General features: G+C 43.6%; 17 protein-coding genes and 1 pseudogene. 15 read left to right on the forward strand and 3 right to left on the reverse strand.

Going from position 1 to position 19,925, the window contains the following annotated elements:
- Positions 1–27 precede the first annotated feature (27 nt).
- A complete protein-coding gene (locus tag V7728_RS06090) occupies positions 28–3,189 on the forward strand; it encodes a bifunctional cytochrome P450/NADPH--P450 reductase (protein ID WP_032866649.1) in 3,162 nt (1,053 codons plus the stop codon).
- Positions 3,190–3,338: 149 nt separating this feature from the next.
- On the opposite strand, the gene V7728_RS06095 is transcribed toward V7728_RS06090, so the two are convergent.
- Positions 3,339–4,547, reverse strand: coding sequence for an MFS transporter (locus V7728_RS06095; protein WP_032866651.1), 1,209 nt, complete (start codon positions 4,545–4,547; stop codon positions 3,339–3,341).
- 124 nt (positions 4,548–4,671) lie between these two features.
- On the opposite strand from V7728_RS06095, the gene V7728_RS06100 reads away from it, so the two are divergent.
- The 6 genes from V7728_RS06100 (at position 4,672) to manA (ending at position 12,323) form a co-directional block, all read left to right on the forward strand.
- Entirely contained in the window at positions 4,672–5,556 is an 885-nt protein-coding gene (locus V7728_RS06100) for a LysR family transcriptional regulator (protein ID WP_032866654.1), read from the forward strand.
- A 67-nt stretch (positions 5,557–5,623) separates the two neighbouring features.
- Positions 5,624–6,106 carry a Cys-tRNA(Pro) deacylase gene (ybaK, locus tag V7728_RS06105; protein ID WP_012118054.1) on the forward strand — a complete coding sequence of 161 codons (483 nt, stop codon included), beginning with the start codon at positions 5,624–5,626 and terminating at the stop codon, positions 6,104–6,106.
- 44 nt (positions 6,107–6,150) lie between these two features.
- A complete protein-coding gene (locus V7728_RS06110; RefSeq protein ID WP_032866657.1) occupies positions 6,151–7,068 on the forward strand; it encodes an MBL fold metallo-hydrolase in 918 nt (305 codons plus the stop codon).
- A gap of 229 nt (positions 7,069–7,297) precedes the next feature.
- The gene (locus tag V7728_RS06115) at positions 7,298–9,250 is read left to right on the forward strand and encodes a BglG family transcription antiterminator (protein WP_032866660.1); all 1,953 of its coding nucleotides are present in this window, start codon (positions 7,298–7,300) and stop codon (positions 9,248–9,250) included.
- A 152-nt stretch (positions 9,251–9,402) separates the two neighbouring features.
- Positions 9,403–11,361: a fructose-specific PTS transporter subunit EIIC gene (locus V7728_RS06120; protein WP_032866662.1), complete on the forward strand. Its 1,959-nt coding sequence runs from the start codon at positions 9,403–9,405 to the stop codon at positions 11,359–11,361.
- 14 nt (positions 11,362–11,375) lie between these two features.
- Complete coding sequence (gene manA, locus V7728_RS06125; protein ID WP_032866664.1) at positions 11,376–12,323, forward strand: mannose-6-phosphate isomerase, class I; 948 nt, start codon at positions 11,376–11,378, stop codon at positions 12,321–12,323.
- Between the two features lie 84 nt (positions 12,324–12,407).
- Here manA and V7728_RS06130 read toward each other — a convergent pair whose 3' ends face one another.
- Positions 12,408–13,133 (reverse strand): MurR/RpiR family transcriptional regulator, encoded by a 726-nt coding sequence (locus tag V7728_RS06130; protein ID WP_032866666.1) that lies wholly within the window; start codon positions 13,131–13,133, stop codon positions 12,408–12,410.
- 236 nt (positions 13,134–13,369) lie between these two features.
- On the opposite strand from V7728_RS06130, the gene V7728_RS06135 reads away from it, so the two are divergent.
- The 8 genes and pseudogenes from V7728_RS06135 to V7728_RS06170 all read left to right on the forward strand — a co-directional run bounded on the left by V7728_RS06135 (position 13,370) and on the right by V7728_RS06170 (position 18,688).
- On the forward strand, positions 13,370–14,182 hold the full coding sequence (locus V7728_RS06135; protein ID WP_032866668.1) for a Cof-type HAD-IIB family hydrolase: 813 nt from the start codon (positions 13,370–13,372) through the stop codon (positions 14,180–14,182).
- Positions 14,183–14,214: 32 nt separating this feature from the next.
- Entirely contained in the window at positions 14,215–15,018 is an 804-nt protein-coding gene (locus tag V7728_RS06140; protein ID WP_025285030.1) for an HAD-IIB family hydrolase, read from the forward strand.
- 170 nt (positions 15,019–15,188) lie between these two features.
- The gene (locus V7728_RS06145; RefSeq protein WP_080686311.1) at positions 15,189–15,521 is read left to right on the forward strand and encodes a DUF2651 family protein; all 333 of its coding nucleotides are present in this window, start codon (positions 15,189–15,191) and stop codon (positions 15,519–15,521) included.
- A 217-nt stretch (positions 15,522–15,738) separates the two neighbouring features.
- Positions 15,739–16,239 (forward strand): DinB family protein, encoded by a 501-nt coding sequence (locus V7728_RS06150; RefSeq protein WP_032866670.1) that lies wholly within the window; start codon positions 15,739–15,741, stop codon positions 16,237–16,239.
- 157 nt (positions 16,240–16,396) lie between these two features.
- A complete protein-coding gene (satA, locus tag V7728_RS06155; protein WP_032866673.1) occupies positions 16,397–16,918 on the forward strand; it encodes a streptothricin N-acetyltransferase SatA in 522 nt (173 codons plus the stop codon).
- Between the two features lie 114 nt (positions 16,919–17,032).
- Positions 17,033–17,671, forward strand: a pseudogene (locus V7728_RS06160) (MFS transporter); the annotation flags it as partial.
- Between the two features lie 98 nt (positions 17,672–17,769).
- Positions 17,770–17,988 carry a hypothetical protein gene (locus V7728_RS06165; protein ID WP_031378922.1) on the forward strand — a complete coding sequence of 73 codons (219 nt, stop codon included), beginning with the start codon at positions 17,770–17,772 and terminating at the stop codon, positions 17,986–17,988.
- 163 nt (positions 17,989–18,151) lie between these two features.
- Positions 18,152–18,688, forward strand: coding sequence for an ATP-binding protein (locus V7728_RS06170; protein ID WP_032866675.1), 537 nt, complete (start codon positions 18,152–18,154; stop codon positions 18,686–18,688).
- 474 nt (positions 18,689–19,162) lie between these two features.
- Here the strand turns inward: V7728_RS06170 and V7728_RS06175 are convergent, their stop codons facing one another.
- Positions 19,163–19,720, reverse strand: a complete 558-nt coding sequence (locus tag V7728_RS06175; RefSeq protein WP_099566968.1) for a GNAT family N-acetyltransferase — start codon at positions 19,718–19,720, stop codon at positions 19,163–19,165.
- Positions 19,721–19,925: the final 205 nt, after the last annotated feature.

Below are 19,925 nucleotides of genomic sequence, written 5' to 3' on the forward strand. Positions count from 1 at the left end.
TTATTCGCCGAAGGAAGGAAGATCGATATGAAACAGCTAAGCGCTATACCGCAGCCGAAAACATACGGGCCTCTGAAAAATCTCCCTCACTTGGAAAAAGAAAAACTGTCACAATCGCTTTGGAAAATTGCCGAAGAATACGGCCCGATCTTTCGTTTTGAATTTCCGAGCTCTGTCGGGGTCTTCGTATCAGGCCGCGAGCTCGCGGCAGAAGTCTGTGATGAAAAGCGATTTGACAAAAATCTCAGCAAAGCCTTGCTGAAAGTCCGTGAGTTTGGCGGTGACGGACTATTTACGAGCTGGACTCACGAAAAGAATTGGCAGAAAGCGCATCGGATTTTATTGCCGAGCTTCAGCCAGAAGGCGATGAAAGGCTATCATTCAATGATGCTGGATATTGCCATGCAGCTCGTGCAGAAGTGGAGCAGATTAAATCCGAATGAAGAAATTGACGTTGCCGAAGATATGACGCGCCTGACGCTGGATACAATCGGCCTGTGCGGATTTCATTACCGCTTTAACAGCTTTTACCGCGACACACAGCATCCTTTTATCACAAGTATGCTTCGTGCGCTGCAGGAGGCAATGCGCCAATCACAGAGACACAGCCTGCAGGACAAGCTGATGATCAAAACGAGACATCAGTTCCAGCAGGATATTGAAGAGATGAATTCGCTTGTAGACCGGATCATCGCTGAGCGGAGGGAAAATCCGGATGAGAATCTGTCTGACCTTTTAGCATTGATGCTTGAAGCGAAAGACCCTGTAACGGGGGAAAGGCTGGATGATGAAAATATCCGTTATCAAATCATTACTTTTTTGATCGCGGGGCATGAAACCACAAGCGGGCTGCTTTCTTTTGCGATATACTGCCTGCTGAAAAATAAAGATAAATTGAAAAAAGCCGTTCAGGAAGCCGAGCGGGTGCTGACGGGAGAGACCCCTGAATATAAGCAGATTCAGCAGCTGACATATATCCGCATGGTGCTAAACGAGACTTTGCGGCTGTATCCGACTGCCCCGGCATTTTCTCTGTACGCGAAAGAAGATACGGTTCTCGGCGGGAAATATCCGATTGCGAAGGGACAGCCGGTGACGATTCTGACTCCGCAGCTGCACCGGGATAAAAGCGCGTGGGGAGAAGATGCCGAGTTATTCCGCCCGGAAAGGTTCAGCGATCCCGCGGCAATTCCGGCTGACGCGTATAAGCCGTTTGGAAACGGACAGCGCGCATGCATCGGGATGCAGTTTGCCCTGCAGGAAGCGACAATGGTGCTCGGCCTTGTCCTGAAACATTTTGAACTGATTGATCATACTGATTATGAGCTTACGATTAAAGAAGCTCTAACCATTAAGCCCGGTGATTTTAAAATCCGTGTGAAAAACAAGGACGTGTCCAATCAGCAGTCCGCACAAAACCATAAAGCTGCAGGCAGCGGTCACAAAGAAGAAACGAAAGAAATCCCGTCCCACGGAACGCCGCTTCTCATTCTTTACGGATCAAATTTAGGAACTGCGGAAGGAATCGCGGAAGAGCTGGCTGATATCGGAAGAAGCAAAGGATTTTCAACTGAAACCGGCCCGCTCGATGATTATGCCGGGAAACTGCCTGTAAAAGGCGCGGTCGTTATTGTTACGGCTTCTTATAACGGGGCGCCGCCTGATAATGCGGCGGGTTTTGTGAAATGGATGGAAACCCTTGAAGATCAGGAATTAAAGGGTGTTTCTTACGCCGTCTTCGGCTGCGGAGACCGCAACTGGGCCGCCACTTACCAAAGGATCCCCCGCCTGATAGACAAAGTGCTTGAAGAAAAAGGGGCAAAACGGCTGACCTCTATCGGGGAGGGCGACAATGCCGATGATTTTGAGTACAGTCAGGAAGCCTGGGAAGACTCATTCTGGAAGGACATCATGAAGGCTTTTCATATAGAGGCCGCTCCAAAACAGACAAACAAATCACAGTTATCAATCGAATACGTAAGTGAAGCAGCCGAGACGCCGATTGCCAAAACGTACAAAGCATTTGAGGCGGAGGTCATCACGAACAAAGAGCTTCATACCGAAAGCAGCAAGCGCTCAGTCCGGCATATTGAGCTGCGTCTCCCCGAAACAGAAACGTATCAGGAAGGAGATCATCTCGGGGTGCTTCCGCAAAACAGCGGGGAACTGATCAGCCGTGTCATTCGCCGATTCGGTCTTGATCCGAACCAGCACTTTAAGATCAAGGGCCGGCAGCTGCCTCATCTGCCGATGGACCGGCCGGTTAATGCGCCGGAGCTTTTGGCATCCTATGTAGAGCTGCAGGAGCCGGCAACGAGAGCCCAGCTTCGCGAACTTGCCGCACATACCGTGTGCCCGCCGCACCAAAAAGAATTGGAGCATCTTTATTCTGATGATGCGGCATATAAAGAAAACGTGCTGAAAAAACGAATGACCATGCTGGACCTGCTGGAAGATTATCCTGCATGTGAACTGCCGTTTGAGCGCTTTTTAGAACTTCTGCCGTCCTTAAAGGCGCGCTATTATTCAATCTCAAGCTCACCGAAGGCAACCAGCGGGGAGCTCAGTATCACGGTCGGCGTTGTGACGGCTCCGGCATGGAGCGGCCGTGGGCAATACCGGGGCGTGGCTTCGAACTATTTAGCCGGATTACAAAAAGGCGATTCTGCTGTCTGTTTCATCCGCTCGCCGCAGTCGGGTTTCGCATTGCCTGAAAATCCGAAAACGCCTCTCATTATGGTCGGAGCAGGCACAGGAATTGCGCCGTTCAGGGGATTTATCCAGGCGCGGGCTGCCGAAAAAATGTCCGGTAACAGCCTGGGCGAAGCTCATTTATACTTCGGCTGCCGGCATCCTGAACAAGACGATCTGTACAAAGATGAATTCGACCATGCGGAGAAAAACGGCCTTGTCACCGTGCATCGGGCGTATTCCAGGTTAGATCAGGACTGTAAAGTATATGTACAGGATGTTCTGCTTCGCGAGGCTGCACAAATTATTGCCCTTCTTGACCAAGGCGGCCATCTCTATATATGCGGTGACGGAAGCAAAATGGCTCCGGCTGTCGAAAATGTACTGCTTCAGGCGTATGAAAAGGTGCATAACACTGATTCAAAAGTTTCCTTGAATTGGCTTGAACAGCTGCAGGCGGAAGGAAGATATGCGAAAGATGTTTGGGCAGGTATGTAACAGAAGAGTGAGACAACTGAAGAATGTTTTTTAATTGAAGAAAGCCGGCACGATATTTGAAATCTACTGAATCAAAAGGAATAGTTATAGGGAGTATCGTGCCGGCCTTATCTTTAGTATCGGACAAAAGGCACAAATCTTTAATGTTTTTATTGATTCACATGCAGGCGGCTATGTCCCTTTTTTCTGAATTCCGCCAGAAATAAAATCGGATAAGACAGCAATAGCAAAACCGAAATAAATGAAATGATACCGATCCAATGAAAATGCGTCCAAAAGAAACCGCCGCAAGACCCGGCCACGCTTGAACCGATATAGTATGCAAGCAGATATAATGAAGAGGCTTGCGCGCGATGATCACCGGCTGCGCGGCCGACCCAGGCGCTTGCGATCGAATGCGCGCCGAAAAAGCCGAAGGTAAAGACGGCAATCCCCGCGATTTTAAGCGCAAGCTGGGGCAAAAGTGTCACCGCTGCGCCGGCAAGCATAACAAAAATCGCAATCTTAATCATTTTCGCGCTTCCGAAAAGATCTGCTTTTTTCCCCATATAGACAGAGCTGAACGTTCCCGCGAGATAGACAATAAAAATAAAACCGATCACAGTCTGCGACAAATGATAAGGAGCCGCCATTAAATGAAAGCCGATATAATTATATAATGTCACAAAACTCCCCATTAATATAAATCCCAGAGATATTAACAAAAGCAGCCGTTTGCGGTGCAGGACCGCTCCGTATTCCTTACATGCCGCTTTTACGCCCGCATGCCGCTCAGATGAATGGCGCGGAGCCGGAAGAAAACGCCAAAACAAATAGCTTAATACAATAGAAAGAATGCCGATGATGGCAAGCGCCGGCCGCCAGCCGAATACATCGGTCAGAAGCCCCGTTAACAGCCTGCCGCTCATTCCCCCGATGCTTGTGCCGCTGATATACAAGCCCATCATTTTCCCGAGGCCCTTCGGATCAAACTCCTCGCCTACATATGTCATAGCGACAGCCGGAACGCCTGCCAGGAAAATACCGAGCAGCGCCCTCATCGCCAAAAGCGCGGGAAAAGCCGGACTGAACGCTGTTAATAGACCTAAAACAGAAGTAGCTGTTAACGACAGCACCATTAATTTTTTTCTGCCGAATCCGTCAGACAACGAAGCGGCGGCCAATAATGAAAATGCCAAAACGGCTGTTGAGATGGATAAAGTTAAGCTGGCAGCCGCAGCGGAAATATGAAACTCTTCCGAAAACAAAGGCAGAAGCGGCTGTGTCGTGTAAAGGGTGGCGAAGGTCACAAAGCCGCTGATAAACAGAGCCAAGCTGGCCTTTCTGTAAGCCTTTGTATGAGGCTGAATAAACGTCATGAATGTCCCTCTTTTCTCACTGTTGGTTATATATGTATCGTACGCTTTTCATTTCAATGTGTCTAATTTATAATAACTATAGAATTAATGCGTGTAGGTTATGAAGAAAGGGGAGAAGGAGAAAATGGAGCTTCATCAAATTGACAACTTCATTGCGGCGGCAGCTCATCAGCATTTCACAAATGCGGCAAAAGAAAGAATGATTTCTCAGCCGGCATTAAGCCGATCGATTATCAGGCTCGAAGAAGAATTAGGCGCGCCGTTATTTTACAGAGAGACAAAAGCCGTCCGGCTGACAAGGCACGGAGAGCAGTTCTTAATAAAAGCAAAACAAGCGAGACGAGCTTTAAATGAAGGCGTTGAACAAGTGAAAAAGAATATGAGCCTGGAGCACGGCGAAATATCTGTATCTTTTCTTCATACGCTCGGGCTGCGCTTAATGCCTCAGCTGATTGCCGAATTTAAAAAGCTATACCCAAACGTGACCTTCCGGCTTTATCAAGGTGCAAATGAAACGCTTCGCAAAATGGTGGAAACGGGAGATGCGGATATCTGTCTCAGCTCCCCGCCGCTTCCCAGCGAGCTTTTACAATGGACAGTGCTGGAGAAAGAGCCTCTTTATGCGGTGCTACCTGAGAACCACCCGCTTGCAGGAAATAAAAGCATTCAAATGAAAGAGATGCAGGACGAGGATTTTGTGGGTTTTAAACCGGGATACGGGCTGAGGTATATGTTTGATCTGATGTGCCGGGATTTGAATATACACCCGCATCTCGCATTTGAAGGAGAGGAAGTGTCAACCATATTAGGGCTGACCGCCGCGGGTCTGGGGGCTGCAGTGCTGCCGAAAACCGCGGAGCATTCATACTTTCCGGTCGTTTTTCTACCGGTTGCAGATTACCAATGCGAACGCACCATAGCGCTAGCCCAGCTGAAAAACCATGCTCTTTCTCCCGCTGCTGAGTGTTTTAAACAGTTTGCACTTGAGTATTACAAAGCACGCAACTGAGCGGTCATTTTATTAAAATCGAAGTTGAAAATAAAGCAGAAAGAAATACAGAAAACGGAGGAAAACCATGGCGAAAAAAACAGTGAAAACAAATGCTGTCCGTATAATTGAGCAGCAAAACATTCCCTATGAGCTATTAGGTTACAAAACAGAAGGGGGACAGCCCGCAGACGGTCTTTCCGTTTCACAAAAAATCGGATACGCTGCCGAATATGTTTATAAAACCTTAGTGGCATCTGCAGGTACTGATCGTTATTACGTCTTTGTCGTTCCCGTTGCAAAAGAACTGAATCTGAAAAAAGCTGCGAAGGCGGCAGGTGAGAAGAAAATAGAAATGATTGCCATGAAGGACCTTTTGGGAGTAACCGGCTATATGCGCGGCGGCTGCTCTCCGATCGGCATGAAAAAAAGGTTTCCGACTTTTATTGATAGATCCGCTGAAACACTGGAGTTTATGATTGTCAGTGCGGGGAAAATCGGAATGCAGCTGAAAGCAGCGCCTCAAGATTTAGCCGAAGCAAGCGGGGCGGTATTTACAGACATTGTATAAATGTCCGATGAATCTAATAGAACACGTGTCAAGGGAGAATGATAATGAAAAAAAGATATGAAAACTTGAATGGCGTGAAGAATGAACATGGATTCAGGGACATGTGGAAATGGATGAAAGAACGAAGAGAAAAAAGTAAAGACTTAAGCGAGAACATTCCGAAAGCGGTCACAAGGGATGTCCGTGATGTTGCCGTCAATCGGACGGAAACCGCCATAACTTGGATCGGCCATTCTTCATTTCTGATCCAAATACAGGGGCTTAACATAATGACCGACCCTGTATGGGCGCGGCGGATGGGTTTTCAAAAACGGCTGACAGAGCCGGGATATGAATTGAGCGAACTGCCTGACATTGATGCCGTGCTCATTTCACACGGGCATTATGATCATCTTGATTTTCCGAGTATAAAAAAACTGAGAGGAAACCCGGATTTTTACGTGCCTGCGGGATTGAAAAAGCTGTTCAACAAAAAAGGCCGCAAAAACGTTCATGAAATGAATTGGTGGGATCGTTTTGAGATGCGGGGGGTGAATATATCATTTGTTCCGGCCCAGCACTGGACACGGAGAACGCTTTGGGATACCGATACCTCTCATTGGGGAGGCTGGGTCATAGAAAGCAAAAACGGCGAGTCCATCTATTTTGCAGGAGATACAGGCTATTTTGAAGGCTTTAAAGAAATCGGAGAGAGGTTTCGTATTAAGGCGGCTCTGATGCCGATCGGAGCATACGAACCGGAATGGTTTATGCAAGTGTCACATATCAATCCGGAAGACGCCGTAAAAGCGTTTTTGGAGCTGAAGGCTGACAGCTTCATTCCCATGCATTACGGGGCATTCCGGCTTGCTGATGATACAGGCCGGGAAGCATTAAGCAGACTGCACGGCGAGTGGGATCGGCTTGCATTATCTCCTGAAAACCTGAAAGCATTAGCGCTTGGCGAAACATTTTGGCTGTAACAGCAGGTTTTCGCTGCCGACACCAATCGTTTAAAAACGGTTGGTGTTTTGACGTCAATCAAAGGTGAATTGTCTCTGTATAAAACATGATTTTTCCGGAACCTGCGGTAAAAAACAAAACTTTTTACTCTTTTGTTTCACTATAAAATGAAAACGGTTTCGTATGCGCAGTATATTTAACCTATCACAATTGCTCCAGCAGAAACGGACAGGAAGGATAGAAAAACAGATGAAATACATGAATTCAAGGCAGAAAAAGATTTTGTATCTGTTGTTATCTGAACCTGATGACTACTTAGTTGTGCAAGATTTCGCAGACAGGGTCCGCTGTTCTGAAAAAACGATCAGGAATGATTTGAAAACGATTGAAGATTTCCTGAATGAACATGCTCAAGCTCAGCTGATCCGCAAACCGGGATTAGGCGTCTATTTACATATATCTGAACAGGAAAGGTCACGGTTAAGCCGGCAAATTTATAATGAGCACTTTACGTGCGGGCACAAGACCGATGAAGAAAGAATACTTCACATCGCTTATGATTTATTAATGAATTCAAAGCCCGTTTCCGCAAAAGAAATTGCCGCACAGCATTTTGTAAACAGAGCTTCCATTAAAAAGGATGTAAGTGCGGTTGAGGAGTGGCTGAAGCGATTTGATCTCATACTGGTTTCTAAACAGCGGCTTGGCTTAAAGATTGAAGGGGACGAAAAAAACAAAAGAAAAGCATTGGCGCGAATTTCAGATTTGATTGATAATGCGGAATTTACAAGCCAATTTATAAAAAGTAAGTTTTTAAGTTATGAAGCGGACTTTGTGAGAAAAGAAATCAAGTTATTACAAAAAAAACATTCTATCTATTTTACGGATGAAACATTTGAAAGTTTGCTGCTGCATACATTGCTGACTATCCGCCGTATCAAAATGAAACAGCCGGTCGCCATTTCTGCAAGACAGCTGGACGCGGTAAAAAAGAAGAAAGAATATGAATGGACACTGGCTTGTTTAAAACGGCTTGAGCCGGTATTTGCCATCCGGTTTCCTGAGGAAGAAGCCGTCTATTTAACTTTACATATAATAGGCGGGAAAGTCCGCTATCCATCGCAGCAAGAAAAGAAGCTTGATCTTGAAGATTCTGAGCTTTCCAAAGTCGTCAGGCATTTGATCAATCGTGTTTCAGAACTGCAAATGCTGGATTTTCATAAAGACCGGGAACTGATCAACGGATTGAACATTCATCTCGATCCGGTGTTGAAGCGGCTGAGCTATGATCTCTCTGTTTCAAACCCCATGCTTCACGACATCAAAAAAATGTACCCTTATTTGTTTCATCTTATCATTGACGTTTTAGAAGACATCAATCAAACATTTGATCTTTATATTCCTGAAGAAGAGGCGGCCTATTTGACGCTGCATTTTCAGGCAGCGATCGAACGGCTGCGCCGAAGCAGTCATAACCCTAAAGGGACGATCATCGTCTGCCATATGGGCATTGGCATGTCACAATTGCTGCGGACTAAAATTGAACGCAAATTTCATCACATTACGGTAAAAGACTGTATCGCAAAAGCGGAGCTGACAGAGTATATCAAAAAGCATAAAGATATAGATTTCGTCATTTCTACGATAGGGCTTGGAAATGTAACGATCCCTCATATTGTCGTATCACCGCTTTTGGAGTCTGCTGATGAAAAGAAGCTCAGCGCATTTATGCAACAGCTTGATACATCACATCGCCGGGAGCAAAAAACGTTTAAAATGCTGAACGACACGACTCCGTTTCTCGTTTTTTTACAGCAAGAGACAGAGCACCGTTATCAGGTCATTGAAAAGCTGGCGCAGGCTTTGTATGAAAAAGGCTATGTAGAAAAAGAGTATGGCATTCATGCAGTAATGAGAGAAAAAATGTCGGCGACAAATATTGGGGCGGGTATTGCCATCCCTCACGCGAACTCTAAATATATCAAACAATCAGCCATTGCAATCGCCACCTTAAAAGAGCCGATTGAATGGGGGACAGAAAAGGTGTCGCTCGTTTTTATGCTTGCTGTCAAACACGAAGATCAAAACAAGGTAAAGCAATTATTCAGTGAGCTTTCCTATCTTAGCGAGCAGCCGGCATTTATTCAAAAACTGACGGAAGAAAAAAATGTGATGACGTTTTTATCGTATTTAAACTATTAAAAGCAGGGAATGGCTCCCTGCTTTTTTTCTGTTTATAGGGAAAAATGCCGTTATTTCCGGAACTTATGGTAAAAAAACGTGCTTATCACAGGCTGATTTCAGTATAAAGTTGAGACAAGATCTTGAAATTCAGACTGCAAAGGAGGATTTATATGAAACTGTTAGCGATTACTTCATGTCCGAACGGCATTGCCCATACGTATATGGCTGCTGAAAATTTACAAAAAGCAGCCGGCAGATTAGGCGTTGAGATCAAAGTGGAAACCCAGGGCGGAATCGGGGTGGAAAATAGGCTGACCGAAGAGGAAATCCAGGAAGCAGACGCAATCATTATCGCGGCGGACCGTTCGGTGAACAAAGACCGATTCGCGGGAAAAAAGCTGCTGGCTGTCGGGGTTCAGGAAGGCATCCGCAAACCGGAAGAATTAATTCAAAAAGCGCTTAGCGGTGAAGTGCCGGTCTATCAATCTGCTTCAAAAGCTGAATCCGCAAGTCAGCAGGGCAAAAAACAAAACCCGATTTACCGTCATTTAATGAACGGCGTTTCTTTTATGGTTCCTTTCATTGTCGTCGGCGGATTATTGATAGCGGTTGCATTGACGCTTGGAGGAGAAAAAACACCAAAGGGCTTAGTCATTCCGGACGAGTCTTTTTGGAAAACGATTGAACAGATCGGCAGTGCTTCTTTTTCATTCATGATCCCGATTTTAGCCGGGTACATCGCGTTCAGCATCGCTGATAAGCCGGGTCTTGTCCCCGGAATGATCGGCGGATATATTGCGGCATCCGGCAGCTTTTACGACAGTGCAAGCGGCGCAGGATTTCTTGGAGGAATCATTGCGGGATTTTTGGCGGGATATGCGGCGCTTGGAATCAAAAAATGTAAAGTTCCTAAAGCAATACAGCCGATTATGCCGATCATTATTATTCCGGTGTTTGCCTCACTGATCGTCGGTTTGGCGTTTGTCTTTCTGATCGGCGCCCCCGTCGCTCATATTTTCGCATCATTAACGGTTTGGCTTGCGGGAATGAAAGGTTCGAGCTCAATTCTTCTGGCATTGATTTTAGGAGCGATGATCTCCTTTGATATGGGAGGACCCGTAAACAAGGTGGCCTTTCTTTTCGGATCGGCAATGATCGGAGAAGGAAATTATGAAATCATGGGCCCGATTGCCGTTTCCATTTGTATACCGCCGATAGGGCTTGGGATTGCAACGTTTTTAGGGAAAAGAAAATTCGCCGCCGCAGAAAGAGAAATGGGAAAAGCATCATTTACGATGGGCCTTTTCGGTATCACGGAAGGAGCCATTCCATTTGCGGCCCAAGACCCCCTTCGTGTGATCCCGAGTATTATGGCGGGTTCTATGATCGGCTCGGTGATAGCGATGATCGGCCATGTGGGGGACAGAGTGGCACACGGCGGCCCCATCGTTGCTGTACTTGGAGCAGTAGATCATGTACTGATGTTTTTTATCGCTGTAACAGCAGGCTCTCTTGTCACCGCTCTGTTGGTTAATGTACTGAAGAAAGATATGGCGAAATCCCCCGCGCCCGGCGAGGTGCTGCCGTCTGCCGCACCAAATGAAGCTGCAGCGGCAAAAGAAACAAAGGAACCATCTCAGGCTGACAGCCGAAAAGCCGGGATGACCGAAATCAAAAAACTGACTGACATTATCAGTACGGACTTGATTGAACCGCATTTATCCGGCGAAACGAGGGATGACATTATCGATGAAATGATCGAGAAAATGTCCCGTAAAGGTATGCTGCTGTCTGACAGCGGATTTAAGCAGGCCATTTTGAGCCGGGAACAGCAGGGAACCACGGCGATAGGTATGAATATCGCCATTCCGCACGGAAAGTCTGAAGCCGTCAAAACGCCGGGTGTCGCATTCGGAATAAGACGTTCGGGTGTTGACTGGAACAGCCTTGATGGTTCTGATGCAAAACTGATTTTTATGATTGCCGTACCGAAGGAAAGCGGCGGAAATCAGCATCTGAAAATATTGCAGATGTTATCCCGAAAACTGATGGATGACAGCTATCGGGAAAGGCTGCTCTCCGTTCAGACAAAAGAAGAGGCGTATGAGCTTCTGGAAGAAATCGAATAAAGCGGGGGATGATCATGTCTACTGAACCGATATTTTTCAATCCGGTTTTCAAAGAAAGAATTTGGGGAGGCGCCGCCCTGCGTGATTTTCACTATAATATTCCGTCCGAGCGGACAGGGGAGTGCTGGGCCTTCGCCGCTCATCAAAATGGACAGAGCACAGTTCGAAACGGCATGTATAAAGGATGTACGCTCGGTGAATTGTGGGAGCATCACAGAGATTTATTCGGAAACCTTGAAGGAGACCGTTTTCCTCTTCTTACAAAAATTTTGGACGCAGACCAAGACCTGTCCGTTCAGGTGCATCCGAATGATGACTTTGCCAAAATGCATGAAAACGGGGAACTTGGAAAAACCGAATGCTGGTATATCATTGATTGTGAAAAAGATGCGGAGATCATTTTCGGCCACAACGCAACAACAAAAGAAGAACTGATATCCATGATTGAGCGCGGAGAATGGGACGGGCTTTTGAACAGAGTTAAGGTAAAGCCGGGAGATTTCTTCTTTGTCCCAAGCGGCACCGTTCACGCGATTGGAAAGAGCACACTTATTTTAGAGACGCAGCAAAATTCAGATACGACTTACAGATTGTATGATTACGGAAGAAAAGATGCGGACGGCAGGATGCGCGAGCTCCATTTGGAAAAAAGTATAGAAGTGATAGACGTTCCATCTGTCCGTGAACGGCCGACCGTTCAATATAAACAAACAGATGATCTGCTGGCAGCTGTTTTAATAGAATGTCCTTATTTTTCAGTCGAAAAGTGGGATGTAAAAGGTGAAGCAAATCTATTCCAGGATCATCCCTTCCTTCTTGTCAGCGTGATCGAAGGAGACGGAATAATGATTGCAGGCGGGCATGAATATCCCTTTAGAAAAGGAGATCATATTCTCCTGCCTTCCGGTTTGGGAGAATATAAACTGGCAGGCCATGCAAATTGTATTGTGTCTCATCTGTGATCTTCAAAACCCTTCTCTAGCATCAGAGAAGGGTTTTACAAAAAGGGCGAAATCTCCAGTGTATCAGTGTTTTCGTTCCTGAATTTATTCTCTCAATTTGTATATCTCCCGAGCCATTGATTCAAGTATGTACATAGCGGGGATTTGGGTGGTGATATTCGCATTTTCAACCCATTCTTCCGTCACGTAATATGAAATATTCACATCGGACATTTTGGCAATGGTTGAATGTTTATGATTTGTAATACTGATGACCCGGCTGCCTTCTTGTTTCAGCTGATTCAGATGAGTCACCGTAGAATCTCCTTCACCTGAAACCGATAATGCGATCGTGATGCTGTTATGACGGAAATGGGAATGGGCCGGAAAGTAAGGATCTTTAATATACATTGAAAGTTTCCCTAAGCACGAAAAATATCTGGCCCCGTATTCGGCGAGAATTCCTGAACTTCCCACTCCGATAAAAACGACGCTTTCTGCATCGGCCGCAAGGGCTGCTGCTTCCTTCAGCTTTTCTTCCATCCCTCCGCTTACTGTTCTTTCAAAAAACTCGGCAACGGAATGATGGGGACTCTTTAAAATCGTTTTTTTATTTGCCTCCGTATACATTTTCAGCTTCACCTTAAACTCCGAAAACCCTTCACAGTTTATTTTTTTGCAGAAACGTAAAATAGAAGCCGTAGATACATGGGTTTCATTTGCCAATTCACGGATTCGCATATAGACGACTTTCTCGCTGTTTTGGGAGATGTAGTTGTATAAAGAAGTTTCAAGCTCGTTAAATGAAGCAATCATTTCGTGTGTGAACATGCAGGGGGATTCTCCTTTTTATGAGAATGGTGAATGTACATCTAATCGTAACATATCATTTTTAAAAGAAACATAGTGTTATATTTATGTGACAAATCACTTTTTGTGTCATTCAAAACAAGACGTCAGCCAATGATTTACGGCGCAAAACAACTGCGGATATAATTCGTTCATACGCTTTATGCATGATCTCTTTAAGGGTCTCTGACAAAAGCGGCCGAAAAAAGGAGGACAATATGAGTATCAAACTGATAGCGGTTGATATGGACGGAACGTTTTTGAATGATGAAATGGCATATAACAAAGAGCGTTTTATGAATCAGTATCGTGAATTAAAATCGCGGGGAATTAAATTTGCCGTAGCAAGCGGAAACCAATATGCGCAGCTTACATCCTTCTTTCCGGAAATCAAAAGTGAAATCGCTTTCGTTGCTGAGAATGGCGCTTTCGTCGTGAATGCCGGAGAAGAATTATTCGCGGGTAACATGTCTGAAGACACTACAAAAGCAGTGATCCGTGCTTTAGAACAGTATGAGGTGAATAACGTCATTGTCTGCGGAAAAAAAAGCGCGTATATTCATGAAAATGCCGGTGAAGATGAATATCTGCATGCCAGTAAGTATTATTATGTGTTAAAAAGGGTGCCGCATTTTGAAAACATCGATGATGACATTTTGAAATTTTCCATCAGCTTTCCCGCTGAACATTGTTCCGCACTACTGAGCCATTTGAAAAACGCCATCGGGTCTTTCGTCACGCCTGTATCAAGCGGGCACGGTGACATAGATCTGATCATACCGGGGCTTCATAAAGCGAGCGGGATTAAGCTTCTCCAGAAACAATGGGGGATGGGTGATGAAGAGTGTGCGGCCTTCGGAGACAGCGGCAATGATCTGGAGATGGTGTCCGCCGTGAAATACGGGGTCGCCATGGATAATGCGCAGGAAAGCATTAAACAGGCTGCCGCGCATATCACGCAATCAAACAATGAAGAAGGGGTCTTAAATGCGATTGATTCCATTCTAAAATGTGAAAAACCCTTTGTCTGAAAAAGACGTTTTAACTGCGGAGGTGCTGAACGATGATTAAATTAGTGATTACGGATTTAGACGGTACATTTTTAAATAATCAAGGCGATTTTGACAGAACGTTATTTGAAAAGACAAAACGAGTAATGGAGGAACAGCATGTCGCTTTCGCCATCTGCACCGGGAAGCAGTGTGAAAGAGTGGAAGCTTTATTCGGAGAAGATGCGAAAGATTTTTGGATTTTAGGAGACAGTGCCACACGTATAAAAAAGAACGGCAAGTTCGTATATGAATCTTTGATCAGCAATGAAGCGGGACTGTCAATTATAGGCGCTTTAGAAAAAATCAGCTGCGGGCATAGCATTATCGCATGCACAAAAAATGGTGCGATCGTAAAAGAAAATCTGTCTGAAAGTGAGATGAAATATGTAAATGCCTCTTATGCACATGTAACGAAAATAACTGATTTTACTGAGATAAAAGATGATTTTATCAAGATTACGGTTCATGATCCCGACGCCAACTGTCCGGAAACGAGAGAAAAGCTGCATGAATTTTTTCACCAATTATATATCGTAGCATCAGAGGATACCTGGATGGACATAGCAAATATCGGAATACATAAAGGAACAACAGTACAAGAACTGCAGCGATTATTAGGGGTTTCGGCTGATGAAACAATGGCGTTCGGAGACGGCCGCAATGACAAAGAATTGATGGAAGCGGCATCCTACAGCTTTGCGGTTAAGAATGCCATTGACGAAATAAAAGATGCGGCGCACTTTGTCATCAAATCAAATGAGGAAAGCAGCGTTATGCACACGATTATGAGAATATTAGCGCTGCAAAAACAATGAGCTAAAATCAATGCGGCAGGACTTACTAGGGATAGAAAAAGCGGGCTATCCTCAGACTTTAATTCACTCCTGATTTTCCTAAAGTATGTTAAAAATGAATAAATATCTATATTTGACTCGATGGTATTGGTATAATATGTATAAAATGAATGAAGCGGTTTAATATCAAGATGAAAAAAATCACTTCATATCAGACAAAAAGCAGGAACTGCCTCGTTTTGAAATTGGGAGGTGTTTGTATTAGCCCGCTGTTGAGCCCCGCGTATATCATTCTTATTTTTCTTCCGGCAGCTTCTTTTCTGTTAGGGATTTTAGGATATTTCATCTTTAAAAAAGTATGGATGATGGTTGTTATTGTATTCTTTTTGTCCTTGATATTCATGTTTATTGTAATAGGTGCCGAACCGACATTTTTCATTTGGGTGGCTATGATGACGGGGAGCTGTTTTGTCTCCGGTTCAATCACTAAGACGATATGGACTTTCGCAAAGAGAAAATATTAGACAGAAGAATCCTGTTTGAACAGCTATCCTTTTTTTGTCGATTGAAGAAAAAGAAGTATAGAGTTATCCGTTATGTTCTTATATTTTGTCTGTTGTTGTCAGATCGGGCTTTCTGTTGAAAATGTCTGTCTATCGTTTTGTTCTTTTTTAACTAAACGGAGCACTATAATTGAACTGTAGATACATAGAAAAACAAAAAAGGATAAGGAGGATTTTTATGTTTCAAACCTTAGACCATTTTTTGAAATCTTGGGAATTCGAAGCCGATGCGACACAAAAACTGCTGAATCATCTGACTGATGAATCACTTAAACAAGAAATCACTTCACAACATTGGACTTTGGGCCGTATTGCATGGCATACTGTCGCTGCCATTCACATCATTACCTCAAACACAGATTTAACGTTTCACGCTCCGGCCGAAGATTATCATGTTCCTGCATCGGCGCGGTTTATTGCTGAGAGTTATCATCAAGCCAGTAATGCATTTGTACAGGCGTTAAAAACGCAATGGACTGACGATACACTTCAAGAATGTGTCAACTTTATTGGTCAGCAATTGCCAAATGGTTCACTTTTGATGTTTTTAATTCAACATCAAAACCATCATCGAGGACAAATGACTGTCCTTATGAGACAAGCAGGTTTACCTGTTCCGGGTATTTACGGTCCGGCAAAAGAGGAATGGACTAAATTCGGTTTGGAAGCTCCGAAATAGGATATTGTTGTAAGGGCTCGAATGAATAGATGATACCAATCGATGTTAGTATCTTTTTTGTTTTTTAGAGTTATTAAACCGGTATCCATGACATGCAGACGAATCAACAGTTCAAAAGATGTAAATTAAGGTCAATAAATACAGAAAGGTGATTATGATGATAACTAAAATGACGCGATTCAATATGAAAGACTTCAATAAACCAAACGAATCTTTCGTTGTTTCAGGGAGAATCATCCCTTCATTTGAAAACAATGTTTGGACATATACAGAGGAGAAATTTGCTGAACCTTATGTCAAAAAATATGATGATGAAGACATTGATGTCAGTTATATTGAAGAAGAGGATAAAGTTGTCTTTTTTTATTACGCAGAGAACGACTGTGTCGGCCGGAGTAAGCTTCGTTCTAATTGGAATGGATACGCACTGATTGAAGACATTGCCGTTGCAGAAGATTATAGAAAAAATGGTGTCGGGACGGCTTTATTGCATAAAGCGGTTGAGTGGGCAAAGGAGAATCATTTATGCGGTCTTATGCTTGAAACACAAGATATTAATGTTTCAGCTTGTCATTTTTATGCCAAAAATAACTTTGTCATAGGAGCGGTCGATACAATGCTATATTCCAATTTTTCAACAGCAAATGAAATTGCGGTTTTTTGGTACTGTAAATTTTAGATGTTTCGTCATTTAGCGGGTGTGTGTCGCAAAGTATTCAAAACATCGGCTTGAGGATTTATAATAAGGTATATCAATCAATGCAGGGGGAGTTATGGATGAAGTGCAAAATCCTTTGTTGACCCTGCACTGTGGAAAAATGTCTTGTTTATGATGGGCGTCCTTTGCTGAGGCCTGATACTCGGCACTGCAGCAGGATGTGTGTCTATGGTTCCTTATATGATGAAAGATGTTCACATTTAAGTACTGCGGCAATTGGAAGCGGGATTATGTTTTCCCGGAACGATGAGCGTCATCATCTTCGGTTACATTGGAGGATGGCTTGTTGATCGGAAAGGTTCTTTATATGTGCTGACCATTGGGATTGCATTGATGTTTTCCAGCTTTTTAATCGCTGCCTTTTTTATAGATGCGACACCATGGCTCATGTCCGTTATCATCGTTTTTGTTTTTGGGGGGCTCTCCTTCACAAAAACGGTTATATCTACAATGGTATCTGGCAGTTTGAAACAAAAGGAAGCCGGCGCCGGAATGAGTCTGCTTAATTTTACCAGCTTTCTATCAGAGGGAACGGGTATTTCGATTGCAGGCGGTTTATTATCGATCCGCTTGCTGGATCAAAGGCTGCTGCCTGTTAACGCTGATCATTCCGCTTATTTGTACGGTAATATGCTCATTCTTTTTGCAGGAATCATCGTTATGAGCTGGTTGGTAACCGTGAATGTCTATAAACGTTCGCAAAGAAATGACTAAAAAGGGAAAAGGATCAAACTTGATAAAAGTTTTGATTCTTTTTTTGAGGAGCTTCCTTATTCCGAAACCTTTTGTCGATCAATGAAAGGGGAGTTAAAGTGAATTACATTTATAAGAAAAAGGAAAAGAAAAATGGAAATTGTATCATTTCAATCAGAGATAAATGGGAGAATGCACTTATTGAGTTTGAACAAAAAAATAATCAAATTGAGATCATGATCAATTATCGTAACGAGAAAACAACCAAGTTTTCACTGCCAATCGAGACTTTTGAGAAAGTGTATGAGGATATTAAAATAGGCCGGAGAGAAAGTTAATCATTCTGTTTGAAAATGACCATGAAGTTCGTAAGCAGTAAAGTTTTAACACGCATCTGTATTCCCTTGGCAAAGAGTAAAGGTTTTTGGGTAGTTGTGTTAAAATTGTAAGAACCTTGTGCGACGGACAGGGAGTTACGTTGCTTCATAAGGAGGGGGAACTATGAAAAAAAATATTCACATACTGGGAGCCTCCGGAGTCGGAACTTCAACATTGGGTGTTGCATTATCAAAGCATTTGCCTCATACACATCTTGATACTGATGATTACTATTGGACAGACAAATTCACTAAGAAAAGAGAAATTCCTGAAAGAAGAAAGTTGCTTGAAAAAGACTTGACAATAAATGAGAAATGGATTCTTTCTGGCGCAGTGTGCGGCTGGGGCGATGATCTAAAAAGTTACTTTGACCTTGTCATCTTCTTATGGATTCCGCAAGATATACGGCTTGAGAGATTAAGGCATAGGGAATTTCAGCGTTATGGAAACGAAGTGTTAGCCGGCGGCAGTAAATATGAACAATCAAAAACATTTTTAGAGTGGGCTTCTTTATATGATAATGCCGGAATGGAAGTTAGAAGCAAAGCTTTACACGAACATTGGATGGCGGATTTATCTTGTCCATTGCTAAAAATTGAAGGAGATTACTCAGTAAATGAAAGAGTTGATCGTGTCTTGGATTATCTGAATTCTAATTAAACTAACGGATGGAGATAACTGCAAAATCCAAAATTCAAAGACAGTTCCGGCCATTTTAACGGAGCTGTTTTTTTATACCGCTTTCAGTTTCTCTGTTGTGAAGTGATTTATTTTCGGCAGCATCCTACAATAGAGAAGTGATTTGTTCTTCGTTAAGTTCTCCGTTGGAGTATCTCTCTAAAATTCTTATAAATCGTTCATCACCTAATTAATTATTTCTTTGTTTATTTTTATTCTCCATCTCATTTTCACACCGAATTAAAGCCCTCTCATAACGAGAAGGGCTTTCCGCCTTTTAATACTTTCTCCTTAAAAAGAAGGGGAAGGCTCTATCCGTTTATCCCTCTTATCGTTTATTAATCAACTCTGTAAACATGGGGAATTATTGGTTAACTTGGAATTTTTTCGATCCAAACAAATATCTTTAAAAAATTTACCGGCAACTTTCTGGGGCATATCGCAGTGTTCGATTGTTTAGTCCCTTTTTTTCATAATCTTTACAAATCTGAAAAAGTCATCATCATCCGGCAGGGGCTTGTCATCTTCGCGTCCATTGCAATGCATATGCGGATCAGAGTGATGTTCATTGTAGAACTCTACGATATGGAATCCGCACTTATTCACATAGAAGTTGATATTTCGCTTTTCAAAATAAGGTGTCACGGTTTCCCAAAGCACAGTATCCGGATACTGTGCTTCTATGGCTTTCCAAGCAGAAAGACCAATCCCCTGGCTGTGATGTTCTGGAGATACATAGAATAAATCTAGCGAATTATGATGTGTTTCGCTGTTGATACGTACTACTGCACCACCTACCTTCTCACCATCCCGAAGAATATGATATACGACTGCTCCGGGAGCGTCGAAAGACTCCTGAACATCATTGTCCGATGGAATCGGTCCATCTTCGCAATCACCGAACGTTTCAATCACGGCGATCGCAAAGGCCTCTTGTAATTTTTTTTGGAATTCTGGCAGATCAGATTCCTTTGCTGGTTCCAGAATAACTTTTGGTTCCTTTTTTGTTTTCATGATTGCTCACTCCTTCAGTTGCTGAAATAACGAGTTCAGTCGTTCAGTGTAATTCCAGCTGCTCTGCCGCTTTTTCTTCCGCGGTAAATTTGGCGTTAAAATACTTCAAAAGCTTTCTCCTGTCTTTTTGTATTTTTTCTTTGTTTCATTGGAAAACAAGCTGCATGTAACCCTTATTTACTATCGTTCATTACCGTATTAAGTG

Origin of the sequence: Bacillus sp. JHAA (genome assembly GCF_036961585.1) — a bacterium.
GTDB classification, from domain to species: Bacteria; Bacillota; Bacilli; order Bacillales; family Bacillaceae; genus Bacillus; species Bacillus velezensis.

What these genes read in the sequence shown, in the direction of transcription:
- V7728_RS06090 (WP_032866649.1), top strand. Translation starts at nt 28, where the DNA reads ATGAAACAGCTAAGCGCTATACCGCAGCCGAAAACATACGGGCCTCTG.
- V7728_RS06095 (WP_032866651.1), bottom strand. Translation starts at nt 4,547, where the DNA reads ATGACGTTTATTCAGCCTCATACAAAGGCTTACAGAAAGGCCAGCTTG.
- V7728_RS06100 (WP_032866654.1), top strand. Translation starts at nt 4,672, where the DNA reads ATGGAGCTTCATCAAATTGACAACTTCATTGCGGCGGCAGCTCATCAG.
- ybaK (WP_012118054.1), top strand. Translation starts at nt 5,624, where the DNA reads ATGGCGAAAAAAACAGTGAAAACAAATGCTGTCCGTATAATTGAGCAG.
- V7728_RS06110 (WP_032866657.1), top strand. Translation starts at nt 6,151, where the DNA reads ATGAAAAAAAGATATGAAAACTTGAATGGCGTGAAGAATGAACATGGA.
- V7728_RS06115 (WP_032866660.1), top strand. Translation starts at nt 7,298, where the DNA reads ATGAAATACATGAATTCAAGGCAGAAAAAGATTTTGTATCTGTTGTTA.
- V7728_RS06120 (WP_032866662.1), top strand. Translation starts at nt 9,403, where the DNA reads ATGAAACTGTTAGCGATTACTTCATGTCCGAACGGCATTGCCCATACG.
- manA (WP_032866664.1), top strand. Translation starts at nt 11,376, where the DNA reads ATGTCTACTGAACCGATATTTTTCAATCCGGTTTTCAAAGAAAGAATT.
- V7728_RS06130 (WP_032866666.1), bottom strand. Translation starts at nt 13,133, where the DNA reads ATGTTCACACACGAAATGATTGCTTCATTTAACGAGCTTGAAACTTCT.
- V7728_RS06135 (WP_032866668.1), top strand. Translation starts at nt 13,370, where the DNA reads ATGAGTATCAAACTGATAGCGGTTGATATGGACGGAACGTTTTTGAAT.
- V7728_RS06140 (WP_025285030.1), top strand. Translation starts at nt 14,215, where the DNA reads ATGATTAAATTAGTGATTACGGATTTAGACGGTACATTTTTAAATAAT.
- V7728_RS06145 (WP_080686311.1), top strand. Translation starts at nt 15,189, where the DNA reads ATGAAAAAAATCACTTCATATCAGACAAAAAGCAGGAACTGCCTCGTT.
- V7728_RS06150 (WP_032866670.1), top strand. Translation starts at nt 15,739, where the DNA reads ATGTTTCAAACCTTAGACCATTTTTTGAAATCTTGGGAATTCGAAGCC.
- satA (WP_032866673.1), top strand. Translation starts at nt 16,397, where the DNA reads ATGATAACTAAAATGACGCGATTCAATATGAAAGACTTCAATAAACCA.
- V7728_RS06170 (WP_032866675.1), top strand. Translation starts at nt 18,152, where the DNA reads ATGAAAAAAAATATTCACATACTGGGAGCCTCCGGAGTCGGAACTTCA.
- V7728_RS06175 (WP_099566968.1), bottom strand. Translation starts at nt 19,720, where the DNA reads ATGAAAACAAAAAAGGAACCAAAAGTTATTCTGGAACCAGCAAAGGAA.